Source organism: Pseudoalteromonas sp. A3 (assembly GCF_025942345.1).
GTDB classification, from domain to species: domain Bacteria; phylum Pseudomonadota; class Gammaproteobacteria; order Enterobacterales; family Alteromonadaceae; genus Pseudoalteromonas; species Pseudoalteromonas atlantica.
Window position 1 is genome coordinate 1 of sequence record NZ_JAPCKL010000014.1, and the last position, 26,871, is coordinate 26,871.

The following is a 26,871-nucleotide window of genomic DNA, read 5'->3' on the forward strand; positions in this document are numbered from 1 at the left end:
GCGATGGACGAAGGTCTTCGTTTCGCTATCCGTGAAGGTGGCCGTACTGTAGGTGCTGGTGTTGTAGCAACTATCGTTGAGTAATAGTTAACATTTAAGTTAATTAATACTAAAAAAGCCCGAGCTTAGCCTCGGGTTTTTTAATGCCTGAAATTTACGTCATGTGAAGGTGGCGCTATTACCTTTAGGCGTAGGTGCATCGTAGCAACGTTCAATGAGTAATAGTTAACGTTTAAGTTAATTAATTCTATAAAAACCCGAGTTTAGCCTCGGTTTTTTTAATGCCTGAAGAAAAGTGTTTAGTTTTCAGCTATCAGCTATTAGTCGCTTGGTGTTAAATTATACTTAACACATAAAAAAGCACGACTTTAAGCCGTGCTATTAATTAAACTTTTTGACAGCTTACAGCTTACAGCTTACAGCTTACAGCTTACACGCTAGTGCTTTTTCGCATATGCTTCGGCTTGCTTCCAAACCCTTAGCGTATTTTCGCTTAAAATCTTTTTAATGTCTGAATCGCTGTAACCTCTGTCCATTAAGCCTTGCACTAGGTTAGGGTAGCTAGATACATCCTTTAAGCCAATTGGCAACGAATCGCCTACACCATCGTAGTCAGAGCCAATGCCCACGTAATCAATGCCAATAAGCTCTACAACGTGATCAATATGATCAAGTACTTGCTCAAGGCTTGCAAACGGGAATGGGTTTTTAGCGCGGTACGCTGCATCAAAGTCTTTACTTGGCTTAGTCCCTTCTTTTTTAACGGTCTCTTTAGTGCTTTTAAGGTCTTTGTACCACGCACCGGCTTTAGAGGTTACAAAGCTTGAACCAAAGTTAATTTGAATAACCCCACCATTCTTTTTAAGCGCTAATAACATGTCATCATCCATATTACGCTCAAAGCCTGGCGTGTATTTGCGAAGTGAAGAGTGTGAAGCAATAACCGGCGTTTTAGATAGCTCCATTACCTGATAAAACGCATCATCTGATATATGTGATACGTCAATTAGCATACCGACGTTGTTCATTTCAGTAATTAGCTTTTTACCAAATGGGCTTAAACCTTTCCATTTACGGCGAATATCGTATGATGAGTCAGAAATATGGTTGCTTTGCGAGTGCGCAAGTGTGATGTAGCGTACACCGCGGTCAAAAAAGTGCTGAAGGTTTTCCATTTTTCCTTCAATTGGCGAGCCATTTTCCATGCCCATCGCAATTGACAGTTTACCTTGCTCAAATTGCGCTTCTATATCTGCAGTTGAGCTAGCAATAGCAAATTTTTCAGGGGCGCGCTGTGCAATGGCTTCCATGCTATCAATCATTTGATTGGCTAGCTGGTAGCTTTTACCTTTGCCTTCAAATTCTAAGTGAGCAGGAATATAAATCGACATAAAAGGGGCGTTTAACCCCCCTTGTACTGCGCGAGGGTAGTCAAAGTCGCCGCCTTCGGTGGCTTTAGTTACATCAACCCATTTTTCGTGGATGCGATAAGGTACATCAATATGGGTGTCGATTAAAATAGTGTCTTTTGCTAGTTTTACTGCTTTGTCTGATGGGCTTTTTACTTGCTCTGCAAAGGCTTGTGGTGTTAAAGCTAGTGATATGGCTACCACTAGAGTGCTGAGTTTTATCATGTTTTGGCTCTTTGGGTAAAAAGCCATTGTGTACGTTCAGCTCAAAAGTTACAAGTGTTAGGCGCTAATCAAACGACTGTGCTTCATGCTCTTCGCTTTGCAGTGCTTTAAATTCATTTTTTGAAATAATAGTGACTGACTCATGTAGCTCAGAAAAAAACACCATCGCTTCACCATTTCTAAGCTGCTGATTAACCTGCGCTACTTTACTTTGAATACTCACTTCTTGCTCACCATAATCGGTGCCTTCACGAAGCACGTAGCTTTCAATTAGGTTGTAGAGGGTGTCTTTATCAAGTTGTTCAAAAGGGATAATCATAACTGCTTACTGCTCGCTTTAGTGGGGACGTGCTGGCCAAAATAATGAGGGACGGCTTGTTCAAGCCAAAATATCGGCCTAAACGGATTATTACCGCTAATAAACCCTACGTGGCCGCCTTTTTCAGAGACGCTCAGGGTAACATGCTCACTCACATCTTGCCTACTTGGCACGGCTTTAATCGACAACATTGGGTCGTCTTTGGCATGAATTATTAACGTAGGAATCGCAATATGTTTTAAGTAGGGCATTGCGCTGGCTTGACGATAGTAATCGTGTGCGTTTTCAAAGCCATGCAGTGGAGCGGTTAGTTGATTATCAAACTCTAGCAAATCGTCAATTTTCATTAACTGCTCAGAGGTAATAGGTATTTGCTGCTTAATTTGTGGCAATTTACGCTGCATTGATTTTTTCATTCTATCGAGCAAGTACTTTTGGTAAATTTTGCCTAAGCTTTTACGAATAACATCGCTTGATGATGATAAATCATAAGGAGCCGAAACCACGGCTGCAGCACTTAATGGGCAGTTTTCTCGCTCTTCGCCTAGGTATTTAGCCAGTACATTGCCCCCTAACGAAAAACCAACAGCCATAATAGGGCGGCTGGGAAATTGCTCCCTTAAATGATTTATAAAAAAAGCTAAGTCGGCGGTATCGCCACTATGATAAGCGCGCGGTAAGCGGTTAACTTCACTTGAGCAGTTTCTAAAGTGCATAAGTACTACGGCATAGCCTTGCTTTTTTAAGGCTTTCATCATGCCTTTGGCATAAAAGCTATTTATGTTGCCTTCAAGGCCATGTAAAACCACAGCAAGGGGAGCGTTTTCGTTATGAGGCAGCGACCATGCAAGTTCAATAAAATCGCCGTCGGGCGTATCAAGTTGCTCAAGTTCGTAGGACGTATTGTGAAATGGACGGAAAAAACGCGGCATTATGGTTTGAACGTGACGATTGGTCATCCACCATGCTGGTTTAAACTTATTGATCATGTTTGTACTACGCACTATGAAAAAAACGAAACGTTAGTGTACCAAATTTTTCGCTTTATAAAATAAAAAGCGCCTAATCAGTAACCTGAGTAGGCGCTTTGTGCGTCGTGCTTAATGATGCTCGGGAACTTCAGCCTCGCTAATTTTTTTAATAAAGTAAAAAGCGTAAAATAGGCAAAGAGAAATCACGATGCCTAAAATCCCAAAAGACATAAATAAAACTGGGTCGCTAAAAAAGTCTCTAAAGAATACGTTCATGATTAATCTCCTCGTTCAGTTGATGGAGACATCATAAAGTGACTTTGCAAAGCATAATGTGATCGAGATCAAACTATTTCCCTGCGTGGAAAAAGTAACCAAGTAAAGTTGATGTAGATCATGTTTTAGGAGCTATTCAGTTTCTACTGCAGCGCCTATAGGCTTTGAAGAATCAATCGGCTTAAAGATTTTTTGCACAAAGAGAAAAAAATGAGAAGTAAATGAGAAAATATAGCCACAAGCCAGTAGCGGCTAGGCTTATATTATCTAGCGATAATAACTTGGCTTTTATTTTCCTCTAAAAGCGCAGCGTCTCTAATCCTCTTTGTGATTAATTGGCTTAAAGATTTTTTGCACAAAGAGAAAAGAATGAGAAGTAAATGAGAAAGATAGCCACGAGCCAACAGAGGCTAGGCTTATATTTCTAGTGATATTAGCTTGGCTTTTATATTCCTCTAAAAGCGCAGCGCCTCTTAACCTCTTTGTGAATAAATTACTTAAAGGTTTTTTTGCACAAAGAGAAAAGAATGAACATTTAGAGGAGGGTGTAAAAACTGACAGCCTAAGTCGCTTTCACATACAGCTCAATATTGTTTGGCTTTACAGCTTCTAAAAAGCTAAGTCTATTCGCTGTATCAATCAGTATTTGCTGTTGTTGCTTTTCAAGCTTTAACTCGGCGCTTAATAGCTCTTGGCGTATTTTTACATAGTTGCTGATACTTTCTTGATTAGCTTTTAAAAACTTGCGTGTGGCGCGCAGTGGCTTAAGTACTTGCGTATCAAACTCTTTAATAGACGCTATTAACGTACTGAGCTGCTCGGCATTAATACTTAGTTTAAGTGAATCTAAGTACAGCAAAAATAAGCACAGATTAACGTTTTTACCTTGCTGGTTTTGCAGTGCCAGCAAGGTTTGTTGTTGCCCTGGCTTTGCGTAAAAAGCGCAGGCAAATTGCCAAAAGTTATCGCTATTAAGCAAGTTCATCAGCAAAGGCCTGTTCTTTTTCTTCCATTTCTTCAAGCGCCATAAGTAGCGCTTCTTCAATGTCGTTAAGTTTAGGTGTGAGCGTTGCTTGCTTAGCAATTAACTCTTTTAACTGGGCTTTATTGTCGTCGTTGTAGAGTTCGTTATCGCCAAGCGCGACTTCTACTTCGCTAAGCTCTGCAGAGTATTTGTCGAGTTGTTTTTCAAGCTTTTCAATTTGCTTTTTAAGCGGTTGAATCGCTTTTCTAAATTCGGCTTCTAGGCGCTTTTGCTCTTTACGGTTAACGCCCGGGTTTACTTTTGGCTCGTCAGGTTGCTGGCTTTTAGCGGCTTCTTTATTGGCATTGAGTAACCATTGGTAATACGCATCTAAATCGTAACCAAACTGAGTCACTTTACCATCATCTACTAAATAAAATTCATCAGCGGTGTTTTTAAGCATGTGGCGGTCGTGCGATACGGTAACCATAGCGCCTTCAAAGCCTTGCAGTGCCATTACTAGCGCGTGGCGCATCTCTAAATCAAGGTGGTTAGTCGGCTCATCAAGCAGTAGTAAGTTAGGCTTTTGATATACCAGCATAGCAAGCACTAAGCGGGCTTTTTCACCACCCGAAAAAGGCGCTACAGGCTCAAGTGCTTTATCGCCGATAAAGGCAAAGCCACCTAAAAAGTCACGGAGTGATTGCTCTGTGGCTTGTGGGTTTAAGCGCTGAATATGAGTCACTGCACTGGCTTTTAAATCAAGCGATTCAAGTTGGTGCTGCGCAAAGTAACCAATATTTAAGCCATGGTGCTGAACCACTTTACCTGCTTGCGGCTCAAGCTCGCCCGCTAATAGCTTTATAAGCGTTGATTTACCCGCGCCGTTACGACCGAGTAACGCAATACGACTGCCAGGAACTAGGTTTAGCGCGATATTATTTAAAATAGTAACATCGCCATAACCTGCTTTTGCTTTATCTAGGGTCATTAGCGGGTTAGGCAGGGCTGTTGGCTCGGCAAATTCAAAGTCAAACGGTGAGTCGGCATGCGCAGGTGCCAGTTTTTCCATACGTTCGAGCGCTTTTACACGGCTTTGTGCCTGTTTGGCCTTACTGGCTTTGGCTTTAAAGCGAGTTATAAACTGCTCAAGATGGGCAATTTGCTCTTGTTGTTTTTCAAACATTGCTTGTTGTTGTAACAAGCGCTCTGCTTTTTGGCGCTCAAACTGCGAGTAGTTACCTTTATAAACATTAATAAGCTGTTTATCTACATGCCAAATTTGATCAACCACCGCATCTAAAAACTCACGGTCATGCGATATAAGCACTAATGTACCTGTATAGGCGCGTAAAAAACGCTCAAGCCAATACACTGCGTCTAAATCTAGGTGGTTTGTTGGTTCATCGAGTAGCAGTAAATCAGCATCGCGAATAAGTGCTTGGGCTAGGTTTAAGCGCATACGCCAACCACCCGAAAAGGCGCTTACTGGGTTTTCTATTTGGTGATTAGCAAAGCCTAATCCGTGCAGCAACTCGCCCGCTTTTGACTCTATGCTGTAGCCTTTAATATTTTCAAGCTGAATATGTACTTTGGCCTGTGTGTCGCCATCGTTGGTTTGCTCAGCTTCACGCAGGGCAATACGTAGTGCGTAATACTCAGGGTGACCTTGCAGTACGTAATCAATAGCGCTTATTTCAAGGGCGGGAGTTTCTTGTTTTACAGAGGCAATAGACCAATCTTTAGGAATGCTGCAATCACCGGCATCCAACTGTAGCTCAGACTTTAATAAACTAAATAACGTAGATTTACCACAGCCATTAGCGCCTACAAGGCCTACTTTGTGTTGTGGAAATAAAGTAGCCGAGGCATTTTTTAATAAGGCTTTTCCGCCACGAAGTAGTTCTATTTCTGAGATTTGGATCATGAATACGTTACTTTGCTATGCCCTTGTTAAGTTGGCGCTATCATACCATAGAACGTATTGCTCTTATCAAGCGTATCAACCTAGGAAGTTATACGATAAAATATGTGCAGTTCAAACCACAGGAAAAATGTTGTGAGACAAAAGAAGCGATTTATTGCTGGTGCATCGTGCCCTGAGTGCAAAGCCATGGACACCATGATGCTATACAGAGAACATGATGTTGAAAAAGTAGAGTGTGTAGAGTGCGGCCATAAAATGGCACAGCCCGATAACGCAGTTCAGGCATCTACTCGCCAATTTGAACAAGTAATTGGTGTATTTAAACCGGGCGATTAACCCGGTTTTATTTTGAGCTCGTTTTAATAATGTGGTGGAGGCGGCTCTTGTAGCTGCGACATTAACGAAGGTTGCTGCGATTCTTTAAGCTTTTCTGCTAGTAGCTCCGTTTGGCGCTTCATTTTTGCAAGCTGCTGTTGGTGCGCTTTTAGCTCGTCATTTAATATATCAATTGTTTCGTCTTGAAAAGCGACTTTAGCTTCAAGCTCCATTAAGCGGTGTTCAATTGTGTTCATTTGCTTCTCGTATTGTAAAGTGCTCTGCGATTCCGCTTGAGCTCTCGGTTAACAACGACTTGCCGTTATCTATAAACGTTACATCTAGCACCACAGCCGATTTAGGCTTACTGCCTTCACGTGGTGTGACTTGCCAAGTTTGAATTTTTTCTCCGCTGGGTAACTGCCATAAGTCAACGCGCTTATTGGGCGAGCCTGTGGCCAGCAATGTGCCTTGTTCGTTAAAGCGTACCGCAGTAAAAATTTTCTGACGCGCAATATACGCCAGTTTACTCACAAGATCACCTGTAGTCAGCTTCCATACATGTGCTTGCTTCATACTATCTGCGGTAAATGCGTAGCGACCTTGTGGGTCTAGGGTTACTTGGGTAACACGAGTCGGGTGATTAAAGCGATGAATTACTTGCCCTGTACGTGTATCCCAAAAATAAGCAACGTAATCGTTTGAGCCGCTTAAGGCGTAGCGCCCATTAGGCGATAAATCAACGGTGTTTACTTTGTCTTGGTGGCCTAAAAACTCAATGCGGCGTCCGGTTTCTAGGTTTAAAAATACCACTACGCCGTCGCTTCTGCCGTATAAAACACTGCGGCCTTGGTTACTTATCGCAATATCGCGAATAGTGGCTTGTTGAATTTTATAATAGCCGCGGTTTTCGCCGCTGCTAATATCCCACACGGCAAAGGTGGTTTTTTCGGCGGTAACGGCCACGCTATTATCAAATGCAATAGCCACAGCATACACTAGGCTTTCTTGTGATTGCTGTTGAAGCCATTGATATTTTAGCACCTGCTGTTGATTATCCCACAGGGCGACCCCATGGTGAATGGAGGAGACTAGGCTGTATTTACCATCGTTAGATACTGCCGAGGAAAACGCACCCTGTGCTGCGTGTTCAAAGCGTTGTGCAGCTTGCTGTTTTTGATCGCTACAAGCTAGGGCTAATAAACAGCTAAAAGCGATTAAAAAAGTACGAAATATCGACATATTACAGGTATTTCCTCTTAACTCTTAGTGACTGAGAGGTTAGACTAGGTCACGTTGAAGGCCTAGGGTGTTTGTCTAATCACTATAATAGGTTAGGTTTTAATTTAGTTAGTTATTAAACAAGCAGCCTATCATGTAGGCCGTTAATCTTTAACTAGTAATAATACAATAAATGACAACTGCAAAGTGTGTCGGAGATTTAAAATGAAAAAGACGATTAGATTGTCATTGATTGCAGCGTCGGTTTTAGCGCTTACAGCTTGTAATCAAGAAGCAAAACAAGAACAAGCTGAAGTTAAATTAGACACTGTAGAGCAGCAACAAGCATACGGTATTGGTGCATCAGTAGGTAACTTTTTAAATAAAGACCTAGCTGATAAATCAGAGATTGGTATTGAACTAGACCAAGCACTATTAATTCGTGGTTTTGAAGACGCGCTTGCTGGTAATGCAAAAATCGATGAAGAAAAAATCCGTGAAGTGCTAACTGAGCTAGATACATCAGTGCGTGCAAAGCAAGAAGCTAAAGCTAAAGTTGAGTCTGAAAAAAGCAAAGAAGCAGGTAAAAAATACCTAGAAGAAAATGCTAAAAAAGAAGGCGTAACAGTAACTGAGTCAGGTCTACAGTACGAAGTACTTAGCGAAGGCGAAGGCGAAAAGCCAGCAGCAACAGACGTAGTTAAAGTACATTACAAAGGTACTTTATTAGACGGCACTGAGTTTGATAGCTCTTATGCGCGTAACGAGCCAACTACTTTCCCTCTTAACCGTGTAATTGCAGGTTGGACTGAAGGTTTACAGCTTATGTCAGTAGGGTCTAAGTACAAGTTCACTATTCCTTCTGAACTTGCTTACGGCGATCGTGACCTAGGTAAAATTCCAGCTAACTCAACGCTTGTTTTTGAAGTAGAACTACTTGAAATACAAGATGACGAAGCACCTGCGCAATAAGCGGTAGCTTATAACGCAAAAAGGGACCATAACGGTCCCTTTTTTGTAGGCTATTTTATTAATCTGTGTGGTTAGAAAACAAATTATCTATTAGCTCATCTTCTAGTTCAAAACGCGCTTCTAACGTTTCGCCAAGTACCGACAAATCGTTATCAAACTCTGCTAGTAAGTCCTCTTTATCTACTTCTGCGTATTTATCGTTAAAGTCTAAAGCAATATCTGTTGTGCTAGAAATGCGCGGGTAAATTGTATTTGCCAGCTCTTGGCTTTCAAGGCCCTTGCTTTCGCAGGCTTTTGCAATGTCATCGTACACTTCAAAATGGCCGGCAGATAAGTAATCCATTAAAATTTGGCAAAATGATTGAATTTGTTCTGGCTCTGGTAAGGCGTGATCTTTTTTGTCGTATGGCGAAAACCCAGCCATTTTACAATAAAGTACAATTAACTCTTGGCGCTCGTTTAACCATTTATCAATGACAGTATGGCTACCACCCCATTTTTGTTGAGCTTTCTCTACGCGCGTCAGCATTACTGTTCTCCTAAGCTGGGTCACTTTTATGGTTAAATTTAAATTTTCTTATACATCAAGATATATTTTATTTAAGTGTATATCAACAAGTAAAAGGTATGAGCTGGTGCATGTGTGTATTTATTGTAGGTAAATTATTATTTTATTGCAGGCAAGAAAAAACCACCGGTTAAGGTGGCTTAATTTCTTGTTTTGGCCTGTTAATACAAGCTTTCTTATTGTTATAGAAGATTTTTGTTATTTTTATTATAAATATTTTTGTTATTGTTGTTTAAGATTTTTATTGTTGTTCTTGTTAACGCGGGACAAACAATACCAAGGTTTTTGTTATGTTGCAAACATATTAACAAAAAGTTTTTATTGTTAGTTCTTTTTGGTTATTTAATACTCAAATGTGACTAAATAAGCAACAAACTAGGTTCTGTTAGCTGTAACACATGTTTTACGAGCTTAGCGATAGAGAGCCGGAGAATATGGTGGTACAATCTTGAACAATTTCTATAAGCCTCAGGATTATTTACGCTATGAGCGAATTAAAAAACGACCGTTATTTACGTGCACTTGCAAAACAACCCGTTGATGTAACACCGGTATGGATGATGCGCCAAGCAGGACGCTATTTACCAGAGTACCGTGCTACACGTGCACAAGCGGGCGATTTTATGAGCCTGTGCCGTAATGCTGAGCTTGCGTGTGAAGTAACACTACAACCCCTTCGCCGTTACCCGTTAGATGCTGCTATTTTATTTAGTGACATTTTAACTATTCCCGATGCTATGGGTTTAGGTTTGTACTTTGAAACCGGTGAAGGCCCTAAATTTGAAAACCCTATTTCGTCACTTGCTGATGTTAAAAAGATTCCTAAGCTAGACCCAACTGACGAGCTTGGTTATGTAATGAACGCAGTAAGTACTATTCGCCGAGAACTTAAAGGCGAAGTGCCACTAATTGGCTTTTCGGGTTCACCGTGGACACTAGCAACTTACATGGTTGAAGGTGGAAGCAGTAAAGTATTTGGTAAAATTAAAAAAATGGCGTTTGCAGAGCCGCAAACACTACATTTATTACTAGATAAACTAGCTGATTCAGTCATTGATTACTTAAACGCACAAGTAAAAGCTGGTGCGCAATCGTTAATGGTATTTGACTCGTGGGGCGGCGTATTAAGCCCGCGCGATTACAACGAATTCTCACTGCAATACATGCATAAAATTGTTGATGGTTTAATTCGCGAATACGACGGTCGTAAAGTACCGGTAACGCTATTTACCAAAAATGGTGGCCAGTGGATTGAAGCAATTGCAGCAACAGGCTGTGATGCAGTAGGTCTTGATTGGACTATTAATATTGGCGACGCTAAACGCCGTGTAGGCGATAAAGTTGCATTGCAAGGTAATATGGACCCGTCAATGCTGCACGGTACGCCTGATCGTATCCGCCAAGAAGTAGGCACTATTTTAGAAGACTTTGGCACAGGTGACGGCCACGTATTTAACCTAGGCCACGGTATTACACCAGATGTAGACCCAGAAAACGCCGGTGTATTTATCAATGCAGTACATGAGCTAAGCGCGCAATACCACAAATAACAACCGTAGTATTAATAGCTATTAAAAAGCCCGCTAATTAGCGGGCTTTTTGCTGCGCGGTTATAGGCTTATGTAAATAACCTATTTAATCCATTTAACGCCGCAACACGGTAGGCTTCTGCCATCGTTGGGTAGTTAAATGTGGTATTTACAAAGTAGTCAACGGTGTTGCCTGCCCCTTTTTGTTCCATGATGGCTTGGCCAATGTGAACAATTTCTGAGGCACGCTCACCAAAGCAATGCACGCCAAGTACTTCTTTTGTTTCACTGTGAAACAATATTTTTAAACTACCAACTTCTGTACCCGCAATTTGCGCACGAGCTAAGTGCTTAAACTGAGCACGACCAACTTCATACGGTACTTTTGCAGCGGTTAGCTGTTGCTCTGTTTTACCTACCGAACTCATTTCAGGAATGGTATAAATACCGGCCGGTATATCTATAATTAGCTTATCTTCGCAATTACCGCAGGCAATAGCATCGGCAGCTATACGGCCTTGATCAAATGCAGCACTCGCTAAGCTTGGGTAGCCAATTACATCACCTACTGCGTAAACGTTGTCTACCTCAGTTTGGTACATTTCGTTGACTTTAAGCTGGCCTCGACCATCGGCTTTTAAACCAATAGCTTCAAGGTTTAGCGTATCGGTATTACCTGTGCGCCCGTTAGCAAATAAAATACAGTCGGCTTTTACACGCTTGCCCGATTTTAAATGCATTACAACGCAATCTGAGCGCGTTTCTATACGATCAAACTCTTCGTTATGACGAATAACAATACCGCTGTTCCAAAAGTGGTAGCTAAGCGCGTCAGAAATTTCTGCATCCATAAAGGCTAATAAGCGGTCGCGCGTGTTTACTAAATCTACCTTAGCGCCTAAGCCTTTAAAGATTGAAGCGTATTCACAGCCAATAACACCCGCACCGTATATAAGTACACGTTGTGGATCGTGCTCTAGGCCTAAAATAGTATCGCTGTCGTAAATACGTGAATGGCTAAAGTCGACCTCAGGTGGGCGGTATGGGCGCGAGCCAGTAGCAATTACAATGGTTTTAGCGGTAATACGCTCTGCTGAGCCATCAAGGCGCTTAATTTCGACCGTGTGTTTATCTACAAAGCTCGCATCGCCTTGGTACATATAAATGCGGTTACGGTCGTAAAAGCTGCTACGTAAGTTTGACTGCTTAGAAATAACAGAACTTGCATGGCTTAAAATATCAGGAAACGTTAAGCGGCTAGGGTGCTCGCCAACATTAAAAAGTGGGTTTGCTTTGTATTCAATATAGCGGCTAACCGAGTGGCGTAATGCTTTTGAAGGAATTGTTCCCCAATGTACACAGCCACCGCCAACAGCTTGTTGGCGCTCAATAACCGCTACTTTTTTATCGTTTTTAGATAGGTTCATGGCGGTGCCTTCACCGCCAGGGCCCGTACCAATAATTATTGCGTCATATTGGTAAACTACGGGTGCTTTTTTTTGTTCTGGTTGTTTGGCCACAGCCACTCCTAAATTAATTAAAAGAGGCTTTTAATAACCTCGCATTAAGTGCTAGCCATGCCTGTTTTTGATTTTCCCAGGCGGCTTCCAGCTCATGGTATTGTGTCATTAATGCTGATTGTTCACACTGCTTTGCCATGTTATTTTTTTTAGCTTCTAACACTTGTTTTTGTAGTGAACAGTAATTTTGCAGCTTTTTCAGCAGTAAATCGTACTCTTGTTGTAATAATGTAAGCTTATCTTGCGCTAAAGGCAATTTTGAAAGGCGCGTTTGCGTTTTACTCATTAGCGTTTCGGCTTTGGCTTTTTCTATGCGCTCAACCGGGGTGCGCTTTAATTTACTGGCTAAACCGAGTGCTGCTAAAGAGCGGATCATCCATTTTGTTGGGTCGTAATGAAACCACTTAATACCGTTACGGTAATCGCTTGCAAAAATATGGTGGAAGTTATGGTAACCCTCGCCATAAGTAAATAACGCTAAAAAGCCATTATCGCGTGCGGTGTTTTTTTCAGTGTATGGGCGTGATCCCCAAATATGAGCCAATGAATTAATGAAAAAGGTAAAATGCTGGCTCAATACTAAGCGTAATAAACCTGCAAGTAGTAGCATGCCCCACACATCGCCTACTAATAAACCAAGCACAAGCGGTAAACCGACATTCATGGCTATAACAAGCTTTAAGTAGTGTTTATGCTGCCACATAACAATTTTATTGCGCTGTAAATCGCGACAATTACTGTAATCGTTATAACTGTCGCCTTGGTAATCACGTAGCATCCAGCCAATATGGCTGTACCAAAAGCCGTTAGTTGCGGCGTAAGGGTCTTTTACTGGGTCATCTACTTGGCCGTGGTGTATACGGTGATCGCTACTCCAGTGCAACGCACTGTTTTGCAAAGCAAATGCGCCACCAAGGGCAAAAATAAATTCTATTGCAGGGTGTACGTTATAGGCTTTATGCGCCCATAATCGGTGGTATCCGGCAGTGATAGATAGGCCTGCGTAAAACATACAGCCTACAAATGCAATCCAATGCGCGCTGGTAAATCCGTAACTAATGCCGTACCAAGGTACAAGTGTGACAGCCGCCAAAAAGGTTAGGCTAAAAAATAGGACGTTTGTCCAAATAATCGGTGGTTTATTCATCGTTTTTACTCTCAGCGTACAACTGTAAGCTAAAATAGTGTTTCAATCTCTTGGCGTCAAGTATTAGACTAGACAATTCGGCTAATTATCATTAAAACTTCATATAAAATTACTCAGGGAGCTGTGGATGTCGGGTGTTAGAGCACAACAGAAACAAAAAACACGACAAGCTTTAATTGAGGCGGCATTTAATCAGCTTAGTGCTGATCATAGTTTTTCTAATTTAAGCTTACGCGAAGTTGCCCGCGAAGCCGGTATTGCCCCCACCTCTTTTTATCGCCACTTTAAAGATATGAACGAGCTAGGTTTAACCATGGTCGACGAAGCAGGCTTAACCCTTCGCCAGCTTATGCGCCAAGCCCGCAGACGTATAGCCAGTGGCGGCAGCGTAATAAATACCTCGGTTGTTACCTTTATGGAGTTTATTGATAACTCAAGCAACCAATTTAGATTACTGCTACGAGAACGTTCTGGCACCTCAAAAGCTTTTAGGGCCGCTGTTGCACGCGAAGTAAAACACTTTATTCTAGAACTTGCGCATTATTTAGAAAGCGAAACCAAGTGTGATTCAATTCACGCTTATATTCAGGCCGAAGCCATGGTAACACTAGTATTTAATGCCGGCGCTGAAGCACTTGATATAGAAGGTCAACAACGCGAAGAACTCATTGAGCGGGTTATTTGGCAGCTACGTTATATTACCCGCGGTGCAGGTCATTATATACGTGAAACAAATAATCAGGTTTAGCTTAAAAAATTAGCAATAAGTTAATCTAAACACGCAAGTTTACTCAACACATTAATTTAAGCTAAAAAGTGTAGCTGTGTGATTTATAAAACCTGAATGTGCTATTTTTGGGTATATAAATTTCTTTAATGTAGGGTTTTCATTCCTTTGTTTGGAATATTTATGCTTGCACCAACTGCTTTGTAATGTTAAAAATAGGCCTCACTGAACACACACACAAGAAACAAGATGCAAAATATTCGTTTAATTACACTAAAACTTAACCTCTTACTGCTATGGTCAGTGAGCGGGGATTAGTGTGTTTGCATCGAGTTAAACACTAAAAACCCCGCAATTGCGGGGTTTTTTATTATCTCGCGGCTGGGATAAATTGAAATTTGGGTAACAGAGGAATGAGGGGCAGTTATGCAAGACAAAGATAAAGTATGGATTTTTGATACCACCTTACGTGATGGCGAGCAGGCACTTAAAGCAAGCCTTACAGAAGACGATAAAATTCAGCTAGCGCATACTATTAGCCGCTTGAACGTGGATGTGATGGAAGTGGGTTTTCCGGTTTCGAGCCCCGCTGATTTTCGCTCGGTACAACGTATTGCAACCGAAGTCAAAGGCCCAATTATTTGTGGTTTAGCACGTTCAGTAGCAAAAGACATTGAAGCCTGTGGTGAGGCGCTTCGCACAGCACAGCAAAGCCGTATTCATACTTTTATTGCCACAAGCCCTTTGCACCTTGAACACAAATTACGTATGAGCCTAGACGATGCAACGGCCATGGCGGTTAAATCAATTAAATTAGCGCGTAACTACACTGATGATGTTGAGTTTTCGTGTGAAGATGCCGGGCGTACGCCACACTGGGATTTATGTAAAATTGTTGAGCAGGCAATTAACGCCGGTGCCTCTACTATTAATTTACCTGATACCGTTGGCTTTGTAACGCCAGACGAATACGCCGCAATGATCCGCCATTTAATGAATAACGTGCCAAATATAGATAAAGCGCGTTTAAGTGTACATTGTCATAACGATTTAGGTTTAGCTGTAGCTAACTCGGTAGCCGCGGTACAAGCCGGTGCTCGCCAAATTGAATGTACAATAAATGGTATTGGTGAGCGTGCGGGTAACTGCTCGCTTGAAGAAGTGGCGATGATCATGAAAATGCGCAAAGACCACTTAAACGTACACACCGATATTAAAAGCGAAGAAATTTATCGCGCATCTCGCCAAGTGGCAAAAATATGCAATATGCCGGTACAGCCAAATAAAGCGATTGTGGGCGAAAACGCCTTTGCACATAGCTCGGGCATTCACCAAGATGGCGTATTAAAAGCGCAAAATACTTATGAGATTATGTCGCCAGAAAGCGTCGGTGTGCCAAATAACCAATTAAATATGACCTCGCGTTCGGGTCGTCATGTTATTGAGCACCGCTTAGAAGAGTTAGGTTATCAAAAAGCTGACTACGATATGGACAGCTTATACGAGAGCTTTTTAGCGTTAGCTGATCAAAAAGGTACCGTATACGATTACGACCTTGAAGCCATGATTTACTTTAATCAAATTAACGACAAAGACGAAAAATACCAATTAGAGTTTGTAAACTCAGCGTCTAACTCACAGTCGGTAGCCAGCTCTACCATTGGAATGTTAATTGATGGCGAAGCAAAACAAGAAGCTGCTACAGGTAATGGCCCTGTTGAAGCCTCATTTGCGGCTATTGAGCGCTTAACCGGTATGAGCGTTGAAATGATTGAATACAATTTAGAAGCCACTGGTCAAGGCGCAAGCTCGCTTGGTCAAGTAAACATTATTGCTAAATACGATGGCCGCCCTTATCACGGTGCGGGTATTGCTGCGGATGTGGTAGAGGCGTCGGTACGCGCCATGATCCGTGTTTACAACTTAATTTATCGTGCACAAAAAGTGTCTGATTTAAAACAACAAAGGAAAGCAGGATGAGTAAAACAAACTACAGCGTTGCCGTATTAGCAGGCGACGGTATTGGCCCAGAAGTAATGGCAGCAGCAGAGCAAGTACTTGATGCTGTAAGCAATAAGTTTGGTTTTACCCTGAACCGTCAGCATCATGCTATTGGTGGCGCAGCCATTGACGAATTTGGTGAAGCATTACCACCAAAAACGCTAAGTGCGTGTGAAAACGCCGATGCCATTTTATTTGGCTCAGTAGGTGGCCCAAAATGGGAAAACCTACCCCCTAACGAGCAACCTGAGCGTGCATCGCTTTTACCGCTTCGTAAGCACTTTGGTTTGTTTTGTAACTTACGCCCAGCACAACTTTTACCAGCGCTTAGCGCAGCATCGCCATTACGTGCAGATATTAGCGAAAAAGGCTTTGATATTTTATGTGTACGCGAGCTTACAGGCGGCATTTACTTTGGTGAAAAAGGCCGAAGCGGCGAAGGCGCTAAAGAAGCTGCATTTGATACACAAACTTACTCGCGTAAAGAAATTGAACGCATTGCCCGTTTTGCCTTTGAGGCAGCAAAATTACGTAGTAACCATGTAACCTCGGTTGATAAAGCAAACGTGCTTGCATCAAGCGTATTATGGCGCGAAGTAGTTACCGAAGTAAGCAAAGACTACCCAGAAGTCAGCCTAGATTACATATACGTAGATAACGCAGCTATGCAATTAGTTAAACAGCCTAGCCAGTTTGACGTGCTACTTTGCGATAACTTATTTGGTGATATTTTGTCAGATGAGTGTGCGATGATCACAGGCTCAATGGGCTTATTACCATCGGCCAGCTTGAATCAATCGGGCTTTGGTTTATACGAACCAGCCGGTGGGTCAGCGCCAGATATTGCTGGCAAAGGGGTTGCAAACCCGATTGCGCAAATTTTAAGTGCTGCACTTATGCTACGTTACTCATTAGGGCAAGACGAAGCAGCGCGCACCATTGAAAAAGCCGTAGCCGAAGCCGTAGAAGCAGGCGTTGGCACGCCAGATATCTACCCACAAGGTGGATACAGCACAAGCGATGTGGCAGCTGCCATCGTTTCACGTATTTAATATATAAATCGCAGCACCGTTATGCTGCGACTTAACAAAGTAGGGAATTAGCAAGTGGCCCAAACGTTATACGACAAAATTTGGCAAGCACATACCGTTGCCAGCATAAACGAGCAAACTGATTTACTTTATATTGACCGTCATTTAGTACACGAGGTGACATCACCACAGGCTTTTGCAGGCCTACGTGAAAAAAACCGTACGGTACGTTGCCCAGAAAAAACCTTTGCAACAATGGATCATAACGTATCGACTAAAAGCCGATCACTTGATGCAGCAAGCGAAGTATCTAAAAACCAGTTAATGGCACTTGATGCTAACTGTAAAGAGTTTGGCATTGTACTTTACGATTTAAACTCAATTAACCAAGGCATAGTGCATGTAATGGGGCCTGAACAAGGTATTACCCTGCCTGGCACTACCATTGTATGTGGTGATAGCCATACTTCTACGCATGGCGCGTTTGGCGCATTAGCGCACGGTATTGGTACGTCTGAGGTTGAGCACGTATTAGCAACGCAAACGCTACAGCAAAAGAAGGCAAAATCGTTAAAAATTCAAATTAACGGTGTGCTTCGCCCAACTGTAACCTCTAAAGATTTAATTATGGCGGTTATTGGTAAGTTAGGTACAGCTGGCGGTACAGGTTATGTTGCTGAATTTTGTGGTGAAGGCATTGAAGCACTTTCAATGGAAGCCCGCATGACGTTATGTAACATGAGTATTGAAATGGGTGCAAAAGCAGGTTTAATAGCACCAGATCAAATCACGTATGATTACTTAAAAGGTCGCCCATTTGCACCTAAAGGCGCTGACTTTGACGCTGCAGTTGAATACTGGGAAACCTTAAAATCAGACGAAGGCGCAGAGTTTGACTTGAGTGTTGAGCTTGAAGCTGACGACATTCAGCCGCAAATTACGTGGGGTACAAGCCCAGAGCAAGTAATTGGCGTTGATGAATGCATACCAGATCCTGACCAAGAACCAGATTTAATTAAAGCCGATGCTATACGCAGCGCACTTAGATACATGGACTTAAAAGCCGGCGATAAATTATCAAGCGCAAAAGTAGATACAGTCTTTATTGGCTCATGTACAAATAGTCGTATCGAAGATTTACGTGCCGCGGCAAAAATTGTTGAAGGGAAGCAAGTAGTCGCAGGCATTGAAGCACTTATCGTACCGGGCTCTGGCCTTGTTAAAAAGCAAGCCGAAGACGAAGGCTTAGCCGATATTTTTAAAGCGGCAGGTTTTGAGTGGCGCGAGCCGGGCTGTTCAATGTGTTTAGCAATGAACGACGACCGCTTAGAAGCGGGCAAACGCTGTGCATCTACGTCTAACCGTAACTTTGAAGGCCGCCAAGGCCGTGGCGGGCGTACGCACTTAGTAAGCCCTGCAATGGCAGCCGCAGCTGCAATACATGGTCACTTTGTTGATATAAGAGGAGAAGCCTAATGAGCGTATTTTTTAGTGGCTTAATGGCCCCACTTGATAAAAACAATGTAGATACAGACCAAATTATTCCAAAGCAGTTTTTAACATCAACCAGCCGTGATGGTTTTGATGCAGCACTGTTTTACGATTGGCGTTACCTAGAAAACGGCGAACCAAATCCTGATTTTATTTTAAATCGCCCATGCTACCAAGGCGCGCAAATATTATTAACCCGCGACAACTTTGGTTGTGGCTCATCACGCGAGCATGCACCGTGGGCACTTAAGCAATATGGTTTTGAAGTAATTTTAGCGGAAAGCTTTGCTGATATTTTCTTTAATAACTGTGGCAACAACCAAATGCTAGCCATTGCGCTGCCGGCTGATACGCTTGAGCAATTGTTTGTACTTAGCGAGCAGCACGACGATATAAACATTCAAATCGATCTTGAAAACCAAACACTAACAAGCGATAAGTTTGCGCCAATTAGTTTTGATATTCGTAAAGACGTAAAAGAGCGTTTATTAAGTGGCTTAGATTTTATTGGTGTGACCGAAACGCTAAATCCACAAATTGATGCGTTTGAAAAACAACTTGCTGCTGAGCGCCCTTGGCAGTAACGAAAAGCAATTAATTACATATGAAAACAAAGCGCGGCTGAGTATATAAGCCGCGCTTTTTTTATGTTTAAGTTTTCTAATTATTAATGTCTAAAATCTGCCATTAGCGCAGGTATACCTGGCAGCATACCAACAATAGCCATAACGGTAGTTAAAATAACAAACATAATTAGCGGAATAACCCAGCGGCTCATTTTAGTTAAATTAGCACTGCGCTCTTTACAGCCAATTAAGCCTAAGTTATCAAGCAGCATAGTCAGTGACCAACCAAAAGCAGGGTTAACCAAGCTTGAGGCAAACACAACAATAGCGGCCGATTGCGTTGTTTTACCTTCGCGTGTCATTTCCATACCTGCCTCAAGTAGCGGAATAAACACACCTACAATAAGCGCAACACACAGCACAGGTTGCCAAATGGCTAAATCCATCGGGTAGCCCCATAAACCCGCAATAATACAAAATACGGCTGTTAAAATGGCGCCTGCTGGAATAGGGCGTTTAGCAATAGCGGCAGGGACAATGTAAGTCCCCCACGATGAGGTAAAGTTAGCACCACCGGCCAGCGAGCCAAAGGTTTGTCTAACCGATGCGCTTAGCATGGTGTCGTCTATGTTCATTTGAACTTTTTCAGTGCGTTGCGGGTAACTAATTTTTTGAAATACTTGATGCCCTAAAAAATCCGGTGACCACATAGCCACAGCCAATACCGCAAACGGCAGCACAACCACAAAGCTTTCAAGCGTAGGTAGGCCAAGCATCCAGCCTGTGTTTTCGCCCCACCAATAAGCTGGGTTCATATTTGGTAAGCCCGGCGCAGTATTAAATTCAAACGGCGCACCTAGTGCAAATGCAACCACACCGCCAATAAGGCAGCTAAGCGGCACAGCCAACCAGCGCTTTTTAAAGTGCTCAAGTAACGCATACAATAAAATGGTCGCCAAAATAACAATAAATGCAATGTGCGCCATATCAATGGCCTCAGCCCATGCAAACAGCTTTTTAACCTGCGAAATTGTGCCAATAAAGCCTAAATATATAAGTAAGCCCCCGCACACACCTTTACTGGTTAAGCGTGCCAGCAAGCTCCCTCCTTTGGTTATGGCTAAAATAAAGCCAAAGGCACCAATCAGTAAGCCAAACGCCATAGGATGGCCGCCAGCGGCAACCACAATAGGGATAAGAGGAATAAGTGGCCCATGAGTACCCGCTAAGTTAGCGGTAGGTAAGATAAAGCCTGAAAACAAAATAATAAAAATAGAAACAATCAGTAATTCATAGCGTACGTTTTCTAACACAAACGCATCGCTTAAACCTAGTGGCGCTGCAAAAGTAGCGGCAATAGCACCCACCATAACGACTTTACCAATGGTGCCCGCCATGGCAGGAATCGTGTCTTCAAATTCAAAGCGGTAGTCTCTAAATGGTAAATTAGGCCGCCAGCGCTTAGGCTGCATAATTTGCAGCTCGTGCTCTAGGTATTCGTCGCGGGTATTAAACTCTGAACTAGCTTTATGCTTATTTTGATAGCTGTTGGCATCATCTACGTGGGATGCGCTTGTTTTTTCTGGCTCGTTACCCTTTGGGGTTACTGACATAGTCCCTCCTGTTACTCGTTGCTTATTTATTAATACGGCTTTTGTTAAAGCAAATGAATAGTGAAGGAGCAGAGTAGATCAGCTTTTACTCAGGAATGTATAGGCAAAAGGTCGTGTATGGCTTTATTTTATGCTAAATCATTGTGTTGGTATTCTTAAATGTAAAGTATATTTTGTTTAAAATCAGTGTGTTGATTTGTTTTTTATGTGTTCTAATTTGGTGAAACATTGTAAAAAAAAGGCTGTTATCCTTTAGTCTAAGCAGTGGTTTATGTATTTTAATTGAACTGAAATAGCGCATCTGCTAGGTTCAATGGTTACTCAAATAATAAGAAATACAATGCAAATTCAATCTCCTAAATCAATTGGTATTTTACTTGGTACGCTTTACGGCATATTTATGCGGCTGTTTGTGGAGCTGCTTGATACTTATAATTTAAGTAGCCTTGTATCTATTTCATTTATGTTTTTAGTGCCCGTTGCAATTGGCTATATTCGTATTCATTTTGAATTTAAAAGCTCAAATACATTAACTAAAAGGCAAATGGTGACAATTGCTTGGCAGCCAATTTTTGTTTTTTTACTTGTAAGCGTTATTACACTGCTTGAAGGCAGTATTTGTGTGGCAATGGCTTTGCCTGCCTTTATGCTCTTTGCAAGTATGGGTGGTTTACTGGCAGGCTTTATTAAAAACCGCCAAACAAAAAACGCTAACAGGCCTTTACTTTCAATAGTTTTGCTTCCTGTATTGCTCTCACCTATTGAGGTAAATTATTTACACTTATCAAAAACGTACGAAGTCACCAACTCTATAGTTATTGAAGCGCCTATAAACCGTGTTTGGCAGCAGCTTGCAAATGTAAGCACCATAGAGCCACAAGAATTGCCATTTTCGCTTACCCAATTAATAGGTGTACCTAAACCTTTAGAGGCAAATATGAATGCTACGGGGGTTGGGGCTGTTAGAACGAGTAAATGGCAAAAAGGAGTTGCATTTAAAGAAGTGATTACGGATTGGCAGCCAAATAAACAGATGCTTTATAGATTTGAGATAGACCCTGATGCTATTCCCGATGATGCACTCGATAAACACGTAAAACTAGGCGGCGAATACTTTTCACCTCTTTATGGTGGGTATGCGTTAAGTGAAGATAAAAGCGGCAATACGATTTTAACTTTAAAAACGACTGTGCAAGATAATACAAATTTTGGTGTTTATTCGCGAATATGGGGTGAGGTGATTTTTCAAGACTTCCATTATTCACTTTTAACATTAATGAAAAACAGAGCAGAAAAGCCACTTGTCGCAGCTATTTCCCATTATTAACTTAAACCGCTATGGTATTAAAAAACTATTATAAGAGTACTTTATGAAATTATTAACGGCAGCAACGTTATTACTTGCCTCATCAGCGGCTATCGCGCGTCCTGCGCCTTTGGTATCTATACCAACACACGATGCGTTTTTTAATAATATAGCTGCGCATTGTGGTAAAGCGTTTGAGGGCAAAGTAAGCGTAGATAACGCAAAAGGCCCAAGCTCATTTGAGAATAAAAAACTAATTATGCATGTTCGTAAATGCACAGATAGCGAGCTACAAGTACCATTTCATGTGGGAGATGATGCATCGCGTACATGGATCATTACTAAAACGGGCAGTGGTTTGAGCTTAAAGCATGATCATCGCCATGAAGATGGCAGCGACGATGCTTCAACTATGTATGGCGGTCATACTCTTGATGCGGGTTTTGCACAAATGCAGTCTTTCCCGGCCGATCAATACTCTAAAGAGTTATTTGTAGCACAAGGGATAGCGCAGTCGGCAGGTAATACATGGCAAATGTATATTTATCCTGAAGTATTTACGTATCGGTTAATTCGCCAAGGGCGCGAGTTTAAGGTGGACTTTGATTTAACTAAACCAATTACTCCACCAGCAGCGCCGTGGGGCTACGAAAAATAAACTATTTTTCTTTTTTCTCGGGTGCGTCACATTGTAGTAAAACGTTTAATGGTGGTTGATAAGCGCGTGGTTTAGTAGGAAAACGTTCGTACTCTTGCACGCCTTCAAGCACTTTTAACATAAAGGTTCTGCCGCGGCATAATCTGTCTGCGTGGCGCAGTAAAAACATACTTTGATTAGCAAAATGTTTGTAGTCGTCTGATTGTATTTCTATTTTATAGTTGTCTTCACCAATTTTGGTTTGGTAGTAATGTACCTTGTTATCAAAGTCGTATGACTTTTCTTTTTCGCCCACCTCTGCAAAGGCGCTCCCTATACCAGAAAAGGCTAGCAATGCAGCGCCAACAACTAAATGCGGTGTGTATAAGCCTTTCATAAAAATGTATCCTTTAATTTGCGAACTTAATGCCCATTAATAAAGCATTAAGTGCGATGTATTTAAGTTAAGTCTAACACCCAAAAAGAGAATATGTGATGTTCAAACAAATAAAACAACTGTTTGCCGCTTTTGACGAGCAACAGCCAAGCATAGAGCAGCATGATCTAAAAACAGCGGTTGCTGCGCTGCTTATTGAAGTAATGCGTGCTGATTCTAAGCTCGACCATAATGAACAACACACCCTGACTGTAACCTTAAAAAAATACTTTAATTTAACAGAATCGGAAGTTGATGAGCTCACCAACAATGCCGCTGGTAGCTTAGATGGGGCTATTGATTACTTTCAATTTTCTAAGCAGATTAACGATCACTGCAGTGCGGCGCAGCGCATTGAAATAATTGAGCTATTATGGCGATTGGCGTATGCCGATGGAGAGATAGATCCTCAAGAAGAGTATGTAATACGCAAAGTGGCTGGGCTTTTATATGTAGCGCACACCGATTTTATCGCTGCTAAATTAGCAGCGACACAATCGTAAAAATTAGCTTAATTTACTAGCAACAGAAACGAGCTGCTGCGTTAATACGCTAACTTTTTCTGCTGTGGTAGGGTCGCTAATTTTTCCGTCTTCGTCAAATACAGTAAATGCTGATGGGATAGCGAGCTGATCGGCAAGTACTAACGAGCCAATCCCGCTTAAAATATCGCGTACATGGTTTAAGCCGCGCAGCCCACCCAAACCGCCCGGTGATGTAGCAAATAACGCCACTACTTTGTTGCGAAATGCGGGGACTGCGCCTTGCTCAGTTCGCGATGCCCAATCAATTGCATTTTTAAGCGCAGCAGTAATTGAGCCGTTGTACTCTGGGCTTGCTAGTAAAATACCATCAGCATTACGCAGTTTATCTTTTAATAGTTGGGCATCGGTGGGTGTGCCTTGCGCTTCAATGTCTTCGCTAAATAATGGCAAATTTAACTCAGCGAGTGTAATTACTTCCACTTCAGCACCGGTTTGCAGAGCAAAACGAGCTGCTTCGTTAATAAGTTTTTGGTTAAAGCTGTCTTTACGCAGGCTACCCGCGAGCGCGATAATTTTTGGTGCTGACATAATTTAGACCTTTTATTGGTTGGGTATGACACTAATGTAGCAAATTTTTGCTTGTAGAAAACCCGAATAAACGCAACACTTATGTGCGTATATGCACATAAGTAGAAGGCGGGTAGCGTGGCAATAAAATTTGACGACTGGCAAGACGTAAAAGTTGCCTTTGAAGTGGCAAGGCTAGGTACTTTGACCGCCGCAGCAGAGGCACTAAGTGTGCACCATAGCACAGCGTTGAGGCGCATAAATAACTTAGAGAAAAACTTAAATGTACGGTTATTTCATCGCCATGCGCGCGGATATAAAGTAACCGAAAGCGGGGCAAAATTATTTGAAACCGCACAAGCAATAGATAACTCACTCGAAGGTTTACATAATGCCATTGCCGCAGCCGATAGTGAGCTCAGAGGGAGCTTGTTACTGACTACCGTAAGTGGTTTTATGGATATGCTAAGCAACGTGTGTGAGCAATTTCAAACATTGCATCCGCAAGTGCAGCTAGAAGTGATTTTAGAGCAAAAGCGCTTAAGGCTTGACCACGGACAAGCTCATATAGCAATACGTGTAGGCCCCAAACCTGATGAAGGCGACTATATAGCGCAGCACTTAGCTAAGCTATCGGCCGGCCTATATGCCCACAAACGTTATATTGCTAAACACGGCATGCCAAAAACCTTAGATGACTTAAAGCAGCATAATTTTATATCGGGTATTGCGGGGTTTAATGCGCGTGTACCGTACTTTAGCTGGGTTGATGAGTTTATTCCTCAGTCGCAAATTAAATTAAGAGTATCAGAAACCTCAGAAGCGGCGCGCGCGGTTATTAAAGGCTTAGGCATAGGGGGGTTGCATCAAAGCGCGATAGAAAATAACCCCGACGTAGTGCCTATATTGCACGACAAATTACATTGGGAGTTTGACTCTTGGTTGGTTACTCACCATTTAGTACACCGCACGGCCAAAGTGCAAGCCTTTGCTGCGTTATTAAAAACCTACTTTAGTAACATGCCACACGTTAAATAGTTTTTTTAACTTTAATGCCTAAGCGTTTGGCAAGCCTAACTAGGTTGGCTCTGTCGAGTTCAAGGGTTCGTGCAGTAGCTGCCCAATTATAATTATGCTGTTTTAATTGCTCGGTAATAACCGTAAATTGCAAAGATTCAACGGCCTGTTTTAAGGGCTGATTCCAGGCAGTGTGAATGGTTTTTTGCGTGTTAACTTGTACTGTATTACTTAGCTGTGGGGTTAAATCGCAGTGCTCGCTTGTAATTGTTATTATTGGGTTTTGCCACTGGCTTTGCTTAGCTTTTAATGCGCTGCGGCTAATAACATGCTCAAGCTCGCGTACATTACCAGGCCAACTGTATTGGTTGAGCAATACTTGCGCTTCAGTGCTTAGCTTTAATTGTTTAATACCTAATTTACGGGCAGTTTGTTCAATAAAATAACCAGCCAGTAAAGTTATGTCGTGCTCGCGTTTATTAAGTGGCGGCACGGTAATAGGGTAAACACTTAGCCGGTGATATAAATCGGCTCTAAAGCGACCTTGTGCTACCTCATGTTTTAAATCACGATTAGTGGCTGCTATTACCCTTACATCCACATATTTTGGCGTGTCTTCTCCTACTGTTTGTATTTCACCACTTTGCAACACACGCAATAATTTGCTTTGCATAGCCAATGGTAGCTCGCCAATTTCGTCTAAAAATAACGTGCCGCCATCAGCTAGCTGAAACTTACCTTGGCGGGCATTTTGTGCGCCAGTAAATGAGCCTTTGGCGTGGCCAAAAAACTCACTCTCTGCAAGGTTTTCGGGGAGTGAAGCACAATTTAAGTGAATCAGCGGTTGATCTTTTCGGGCAGAATTTAAGTGAATATTATGCGCTACTAGCTCTTTTCCTACGCCCGTTTCTCCTAACACCAATACACTAAAATTAGAGGCCGCTACGAGTTTTATTTCATTTTTAAGCGTTTGCATTACTGGGCTTTGGCCAATAATTTCGCCGCCATCGCGAGTAAGCGCATCACGCGTTAACTCTTGCACAAGGGCGTTTGAATGCTGTGCATGGTGTTTGTAGTGGGCAAGCTCCAGAGCCGTTTTAAAATGTGCACTACACAGCGTTTGTAATGTGCTGAGCGTATCTGCGCTAATACTGCAAAAGGCATTTGCGTTTAAGCTATCGAATGTAAGCACGCCTAGCAAAGTGCTTTTATCGTAAAGGGGTAAACCTAAGCAAGCATGCACAGGAATATCGCCCGTTTTGGCCAGCAGTAGGCCGTCGTATGGGTCGGGCAGGGGGCAGTCGTGTGCAAACTGTAATGCGTGGCTTGCACTACAAATGGCCGCTAATCGAGGGTGCTCTGCTATTTTAAAGCGTCTGCCAAGGCTGTCGGGCATCAGACCTTTGATGGCTAAGGGTTTAAGTTGCTCGCCCTGCACAACAAGTAACGCACTGGCATCGCTAGGTATTACACGTTCAACCGTTGCCAATAATTGATCAAAGCTGTGCTCGTGCAGCGTGCTTTGGGCAAGCTCTAAAGCCACTTGGGTAAGGTTGAATTGCTGGTTCATGTCAAAATGACCTATTTGTGTTTTTATGATTTAAATTAGAGTGTGTCATAAAGACTCAATT

General features: G+C 42.2%; 27 protein-coding genes and 1 pseudogene. 13 read left to right on the forward strand and 15 right to left on the reverse strand.

The window, feature by feature from the left end:
* Window positions 1-84 (forward strand): annotated as a pseudogene (locus tag OIZ54_RS17675) (elongation factor Tu); the annotation flags it as partial.
* 353 nt (window positions 85-437) lie between these two features.
* Here the strand turns inward: OIZ54_RS17675 and OIZ54_RS17680 are convergent.
* From OIZ54_RS17680 to OIZ54_RS17705, 6 genes are all read right to left on the reverse strand, one after another.
* Window positions 438-1,634: a dipeptidase gene (locus OIZ54_RS17680; protein WP_096740415.1), complete on the reverse strand. Its 1,197-nt coding sequence runs from the start codon at window positions 1,632-1,634 to the stop codon at window positions 438-440.
* 64 nt (window positions 1,635-1,698) lie between these two features.
* Window positions 1,699-1,953, reverse strand: a complete 255-nt coding sequence (locus tag OIZ54_RS17685) for a YheU family protein (RefSeq protein WP_004589625.1) — start codon at window positions 1,951-1,953, stop codon at window positions 1,699-1,701.
* Window positions 1,950-2,942: a hydrolase gene (locus OIZ54_RS17690; RefSeq protein WP_264390948.1), complete on the reverse strand. Its 993-nt coding sequence runs from the start codon at window positions 2,940-2,942 to the stop codon at window positions 1,950-1,952. Before OIZ54_RS17690 ends, OIZ54_RS17685 begins: the two co-directional genes overlap by 4 nt.
* A 111-nt stretch (window positions 2,943-3,053) precedes the next feature.
* Window positions 3,054-3,200 carry a hypothetical protein gene (locus OIZ54_RS17695; RefSeq protein WP_167381755.1) on the reverse strand — a complete coding sequence of 49 codons (147 nt, stop codon included), beginning with the start codon at window positions 3,198-3,200 and terminating at the stop codon, window positions 3,054-3,056.
* 562 nt (window positions 3,201-3,762) lie between these two features.
* Entirely contained in the window at window positions 3,763-4,185 is a 423-nt protein-coding gene (locus OIZ54_RS17700) for a TIGR02444 family protein (RefSeq protein ID WP_264390949.1), read from the reverse strand.
* On the reverse strand, window positions 4,172-6,091 hold the full coding sequence (locus OIZ54_RS17705; protein WP_264390950.1) for an ATP-binding cassette domain-containing protein: 1,920 nt from the start codon (window positions 6,089-6,091) through the stop codon (window positions 4,172-4,174). The genes OIZ54_RS17700 and OIZ54_RS17705 overlap by 14 nt, the downstream gene beginning before the upstream one ends.
* A 132-nt stretch (window positions 6,092-6,223) precedes the next feature.
* On the opposite strand from OIZ54_RS17705, the gene OIZ54_RS17710 reads away from it, so the two are divergent.
* Window positions 6,224-6,427, forward strand: a complete 204-nt coding sequence (locus OIZ54_RS17710) for a YheV family putative zinc ribbon protein (RefSeq protein ID WP_004589620.1) — start codon at window positions 6,224-6,226, stop codon at window positions 6,425-6,427.
* A gap of 23 nt (window positions 6,428-6,450) precedes the next feature.
* On the opposite strand, the gene OIZ54_RS17715 is transcribed toward OIZ54_RS17710, so the two are convergent.
* Window positions 6,451-6,663, reverse strand: coding sequence for a SlyX family protein (locus OIZ54_RS17715; RefSeq protein WP_089348931.1), 213 nt, complete (start codon window positions 6,661-6,663; stop codon window positions 6,451-6,453).
* Entirely contained in the window at window positions 6,650-7,648 is a 999-nt protein-coding gene (locus tag OIZ54_RS17720; protein ID WP_264390952.1) for a WD40 repeat domain-containing protein, read from the reverse strand. Before OIZ54_RS17720 ends, OIZ54_RS17715 begins: the two co-directional genes overlap by 14 nt.
* 204 nt (window positions 7,649-7,852) lie before the next feature.
* Between OIZ54_RS17720 and fkpA the strand changes: the two genes are divergently transcribed.
* A complete protein-coding gene (gene fkpA / locus OIZ54_RS17725) occupies window positions 7,853-8,599 on the forward strand; it encodes an FKBP-type peptidyl-prolyl cis-trans isomerase (RefSeq protein ID WP_004589617.1) in 747 nt (248 codons plus the stop codon).
* A 58-nt stretch (window positions 8,600-8,657) separates the two neighbouring features.
* Here fkpA and OIZ54_RS17730 read toward each other — a convergent pair whose 3' ends face one another.
* Window positions 8,658-9,128: an Rsd/AlgQ family anti-sigma factor gene (locus tag OIZ54_RS17730; RefSeq protein ID WP_004589394.1), complete on the reverse strand. Its 471-nt coding sequence runs from the start codon at window positions 9,126-9,128 to the stop codon at window positions 8,658-8,660.
* 524 nt (window positions 9,129-9,652) lie between these two features.
* Here OIZ54_RS17730 and hemE point away from each other — a divergent pair.
* The gene (gene hemE, locus OIZ54_RS17735) at window positions 9,653-10,717 is read left to right on the forward strand and encodes a uroporphyrinogen decarboxylase (RefSeq protein WP_024033935.1); all 1,065 of its coding nucleotides are present in this window, start codon (window positions 9,653-9,655) and stop codon (window positions 10,715-10,717) included.
* A 68-nt stretch (window positions 10,718-10,785) separates the two neighbouring features.
* Here the strand turns inward: hemE and sthA are convergent, their stop codons facing one another.
* Together sthA and OIZ54_RS17745 are read right to left on the reverse strand one after the other, a co-directional pair.
* Window positions 10,786-12,216, reverse strand: a complete 1,431-nt coding sequence (gene sthA / locus OIZ54_RS17740) for a Si-specific NAD(P)(+) transhydrogenase (RefSeq protein WP_264390955.1) — start codon at window positions 12,214-12,216, stop codon at window positions 10,786-10,788.
* 13 nt (window positions 12,217-12,229) lie between these two features.
* On the reverse strand, window positions 12,230-13,363 hold the full coding sequence (locus OIZ54_RS17745; protein ID WP_054983308.1) for an acyl-CoA desaturase: 1,134 nt from the start codon (window positions 13,361-13,363) through the stop codon (window positions 12,230-12,232).
* Window positions 13,364-13,490: 127 nt separating this feature from the next.
* Between OIZ54_RS17745 and fabR the strand changes: the two genes are divergently transcribed.
* From fabR to leuD, 5 genes are all read left to right on the forward strand, one after another.
* Window positions 13,491-14,111, forward strand: coding sequence for an HTH-type transcriptional repressor FabR (gene fabR, locus OIZ54_RS17750; RefSeq protein WP_004589390.1), 621 nt, complete (start codon window positions 13,491-13,493; stop codon window positions 14,109-14,111).
* Window positions 14,112-14,516: 405 nt separating this feature from the next.
* Window positions 14,517-16,070 carry a 2-isopropylmalate synthase gene (gene leuA, locus OIZ54_RS17755; RefSeq protein WP_004589389.1) on the forward strand — a complete coding sequence of 518 codons (1,554 nt, stop codon included), beginning with the start codon at window positions 14,517-14,519 and terminating at the stop codon, window positions 16,068-16,070.
* Complete coding sequence (gene leuB, locus OIZ54_RS17760) at window positions 16,067-17,143, forward strand: 3-isopropylmalate dehydrogenase (protein ID WP_264390956.1); 1,077 nt, start codon at window positions 16,067-16,069, stop codon at window positions 17,141-17,143. Before leuA ends, leuB begins: the two co-directional genes overlap by 4 nt.
* Before the next feature lie 54 nt (window positions 17,144-17,197).
* A complete protein-coding gene (gene leuC, locus OIZ54_RS17765; protein WP_024033932.1) occupies window positions 17,198-18,598 on the forward strand; it encodes a 3-isopropylmalate dehydratase large subunit in 1,401 nt (466 codons plus the stop codon).
* Window positions 18,598-19,197: a 3-isopropylmalate dehydratase small subunit gene (gene leuD, locus OIZ54_RS17770; protein WP_004589386.1), complete on the forward strand. Its 600-nt coding sequence runs from the start codon at window positions 18,598-18,600 to the stop codon at window positions 19,195-19,197. Before leuC ends, leuD begins: the two co-directional genes overlap by 1 nt.
* 83 nt (window positions 19,198-19,280) lie before the next feature.
* On the opposite strand, the gene OIZ54_RS17775 is transcribed toward leuD, so the two are convergent.
* Complete coding sequence (locus tag OIZ54_RS17775; protein ID WP_024033931.1) at window positions 19,281-20,792, reverse strand: DUF3360 family protein; 1,512 nt, start codon at window positions 20,790-20,792, stop codon at window positions 19,281-19,283.
* Window positions 20,793-21,132: 340 nt separating this feature from the next.
* On the opposite strand from OIZ54_RS17775, the gene OIZ54_RS17780 reads away from it, so the two are divergent.
* Together OIZ54_RS17780 and OIZ54_RS17785 are read left to right on the forward strand one after the other, a co-directional pair.
* On the forward strand, window positions 21,133-22,119 hold the full coding sequence (locus OIZ54_RS17780; RefSeq protein WP_264390959.1) for a hypothetical protein: 987 nt from the start codon (window positions 21,133-21,135) through the stop codon (window positions 22,117-22,119).
* Window positions 22,120-22,162: 43 nt separating this feature from the next.
* Window positions 22,163-22,756 carry a hypothetical protein gene (locus tag OIZ54_RS17785; protein ID WP_029773333.1) on the forward strand — a complete coding sequence of 198 codons (594 nt, stop codon included), beginning with the start codon at window positions 22,163-22,165 and terminating at the stop codon, window positions 22,754-22,756.
* Between the two features lies 1 nt (window position 22,757).
* On the opposite strand, the gene OIZ54_RS17790 is transcribed toward OIZ54_RS17785, so the two are convergent.
* Window positions 22,758-23,132, reverse strand: a complete 375-nt coding sequence (locus OIZ54_RS17790; RefSeq protein WP_004589382.1) for a hypothetical protein — start codon at window positions 23,130-23,132, stop codon at window positions 22,758-22,760.
* 98 nt (window positions 23,133-23,230) lie between these two features.
* On the opposite strand from OIZ54_RS17790, the gene OIZ54_RS17795 reads away from it, so the two are divergent.
* Window positions 23,231-23,674, forward strand: coding sequence for a TerB family tellurite resistance protein (locus OIZ54_RS17795; protein ID WP_024033928.1), 444 nt, complete (start codon window positions 23,231-23,233; stop codon window positions 23,672-23,674).
* A gap of 3 nt (window positions 23,675-23,677) precedes the next feature.
* On the opposite strand, the gene OIZ54_RS17800 is transcribed toward OIZ54_RS17795, so the two are convergent.
* Window positions 23,678-24,244, reverse strand: coding sequence for an NADPH-dependent FMN reductase (locus OIZ54_RS17800; protein WP_029773331.1), 567 nt, complete (start codon window positions 24,242-24,244; stop codon window positions 23,678-23,680).
* A gap of 117 nt (window positions 24,245-24,361) precedes the next feature.
* On the opposite strand from OIZ54_RS17800, the gene OIZ54_RS17805 reads away from it, so the two are divergent.
* On the forward strand, window positions 24,362-25,261 hold the full coding sequence (locus tag OIZ54_RS17805; protein ID WP_264390960.1) for a LysR family transcriptional regulator: 900 nt from the start codon (window positions 24,362-24,364) through the stop codon (window positions 25,259-25,261).
* Here OIZ54_RS17805 and norR read toward each other — a convergent pair.
* Window positions 25,254-26,810, reverse strand: a complete 1,557-nt coding sequence (norR, locus tag OIZ54_RS17810) for a nitric oxide reductase transcriptional regulator NorR (RefSeq protein ID WP_264390961.1) — start codon at window positions 26,808-26,810, stop codon at window positions 25,254-25,256. The two genes, OIZ54_RS17805 and norR, sit on opposite strands and share 8 nt — an antisense overlap.
* Between the last annotated feature and the right edge of the window lie 61 nt (window positions 26,811-26,871).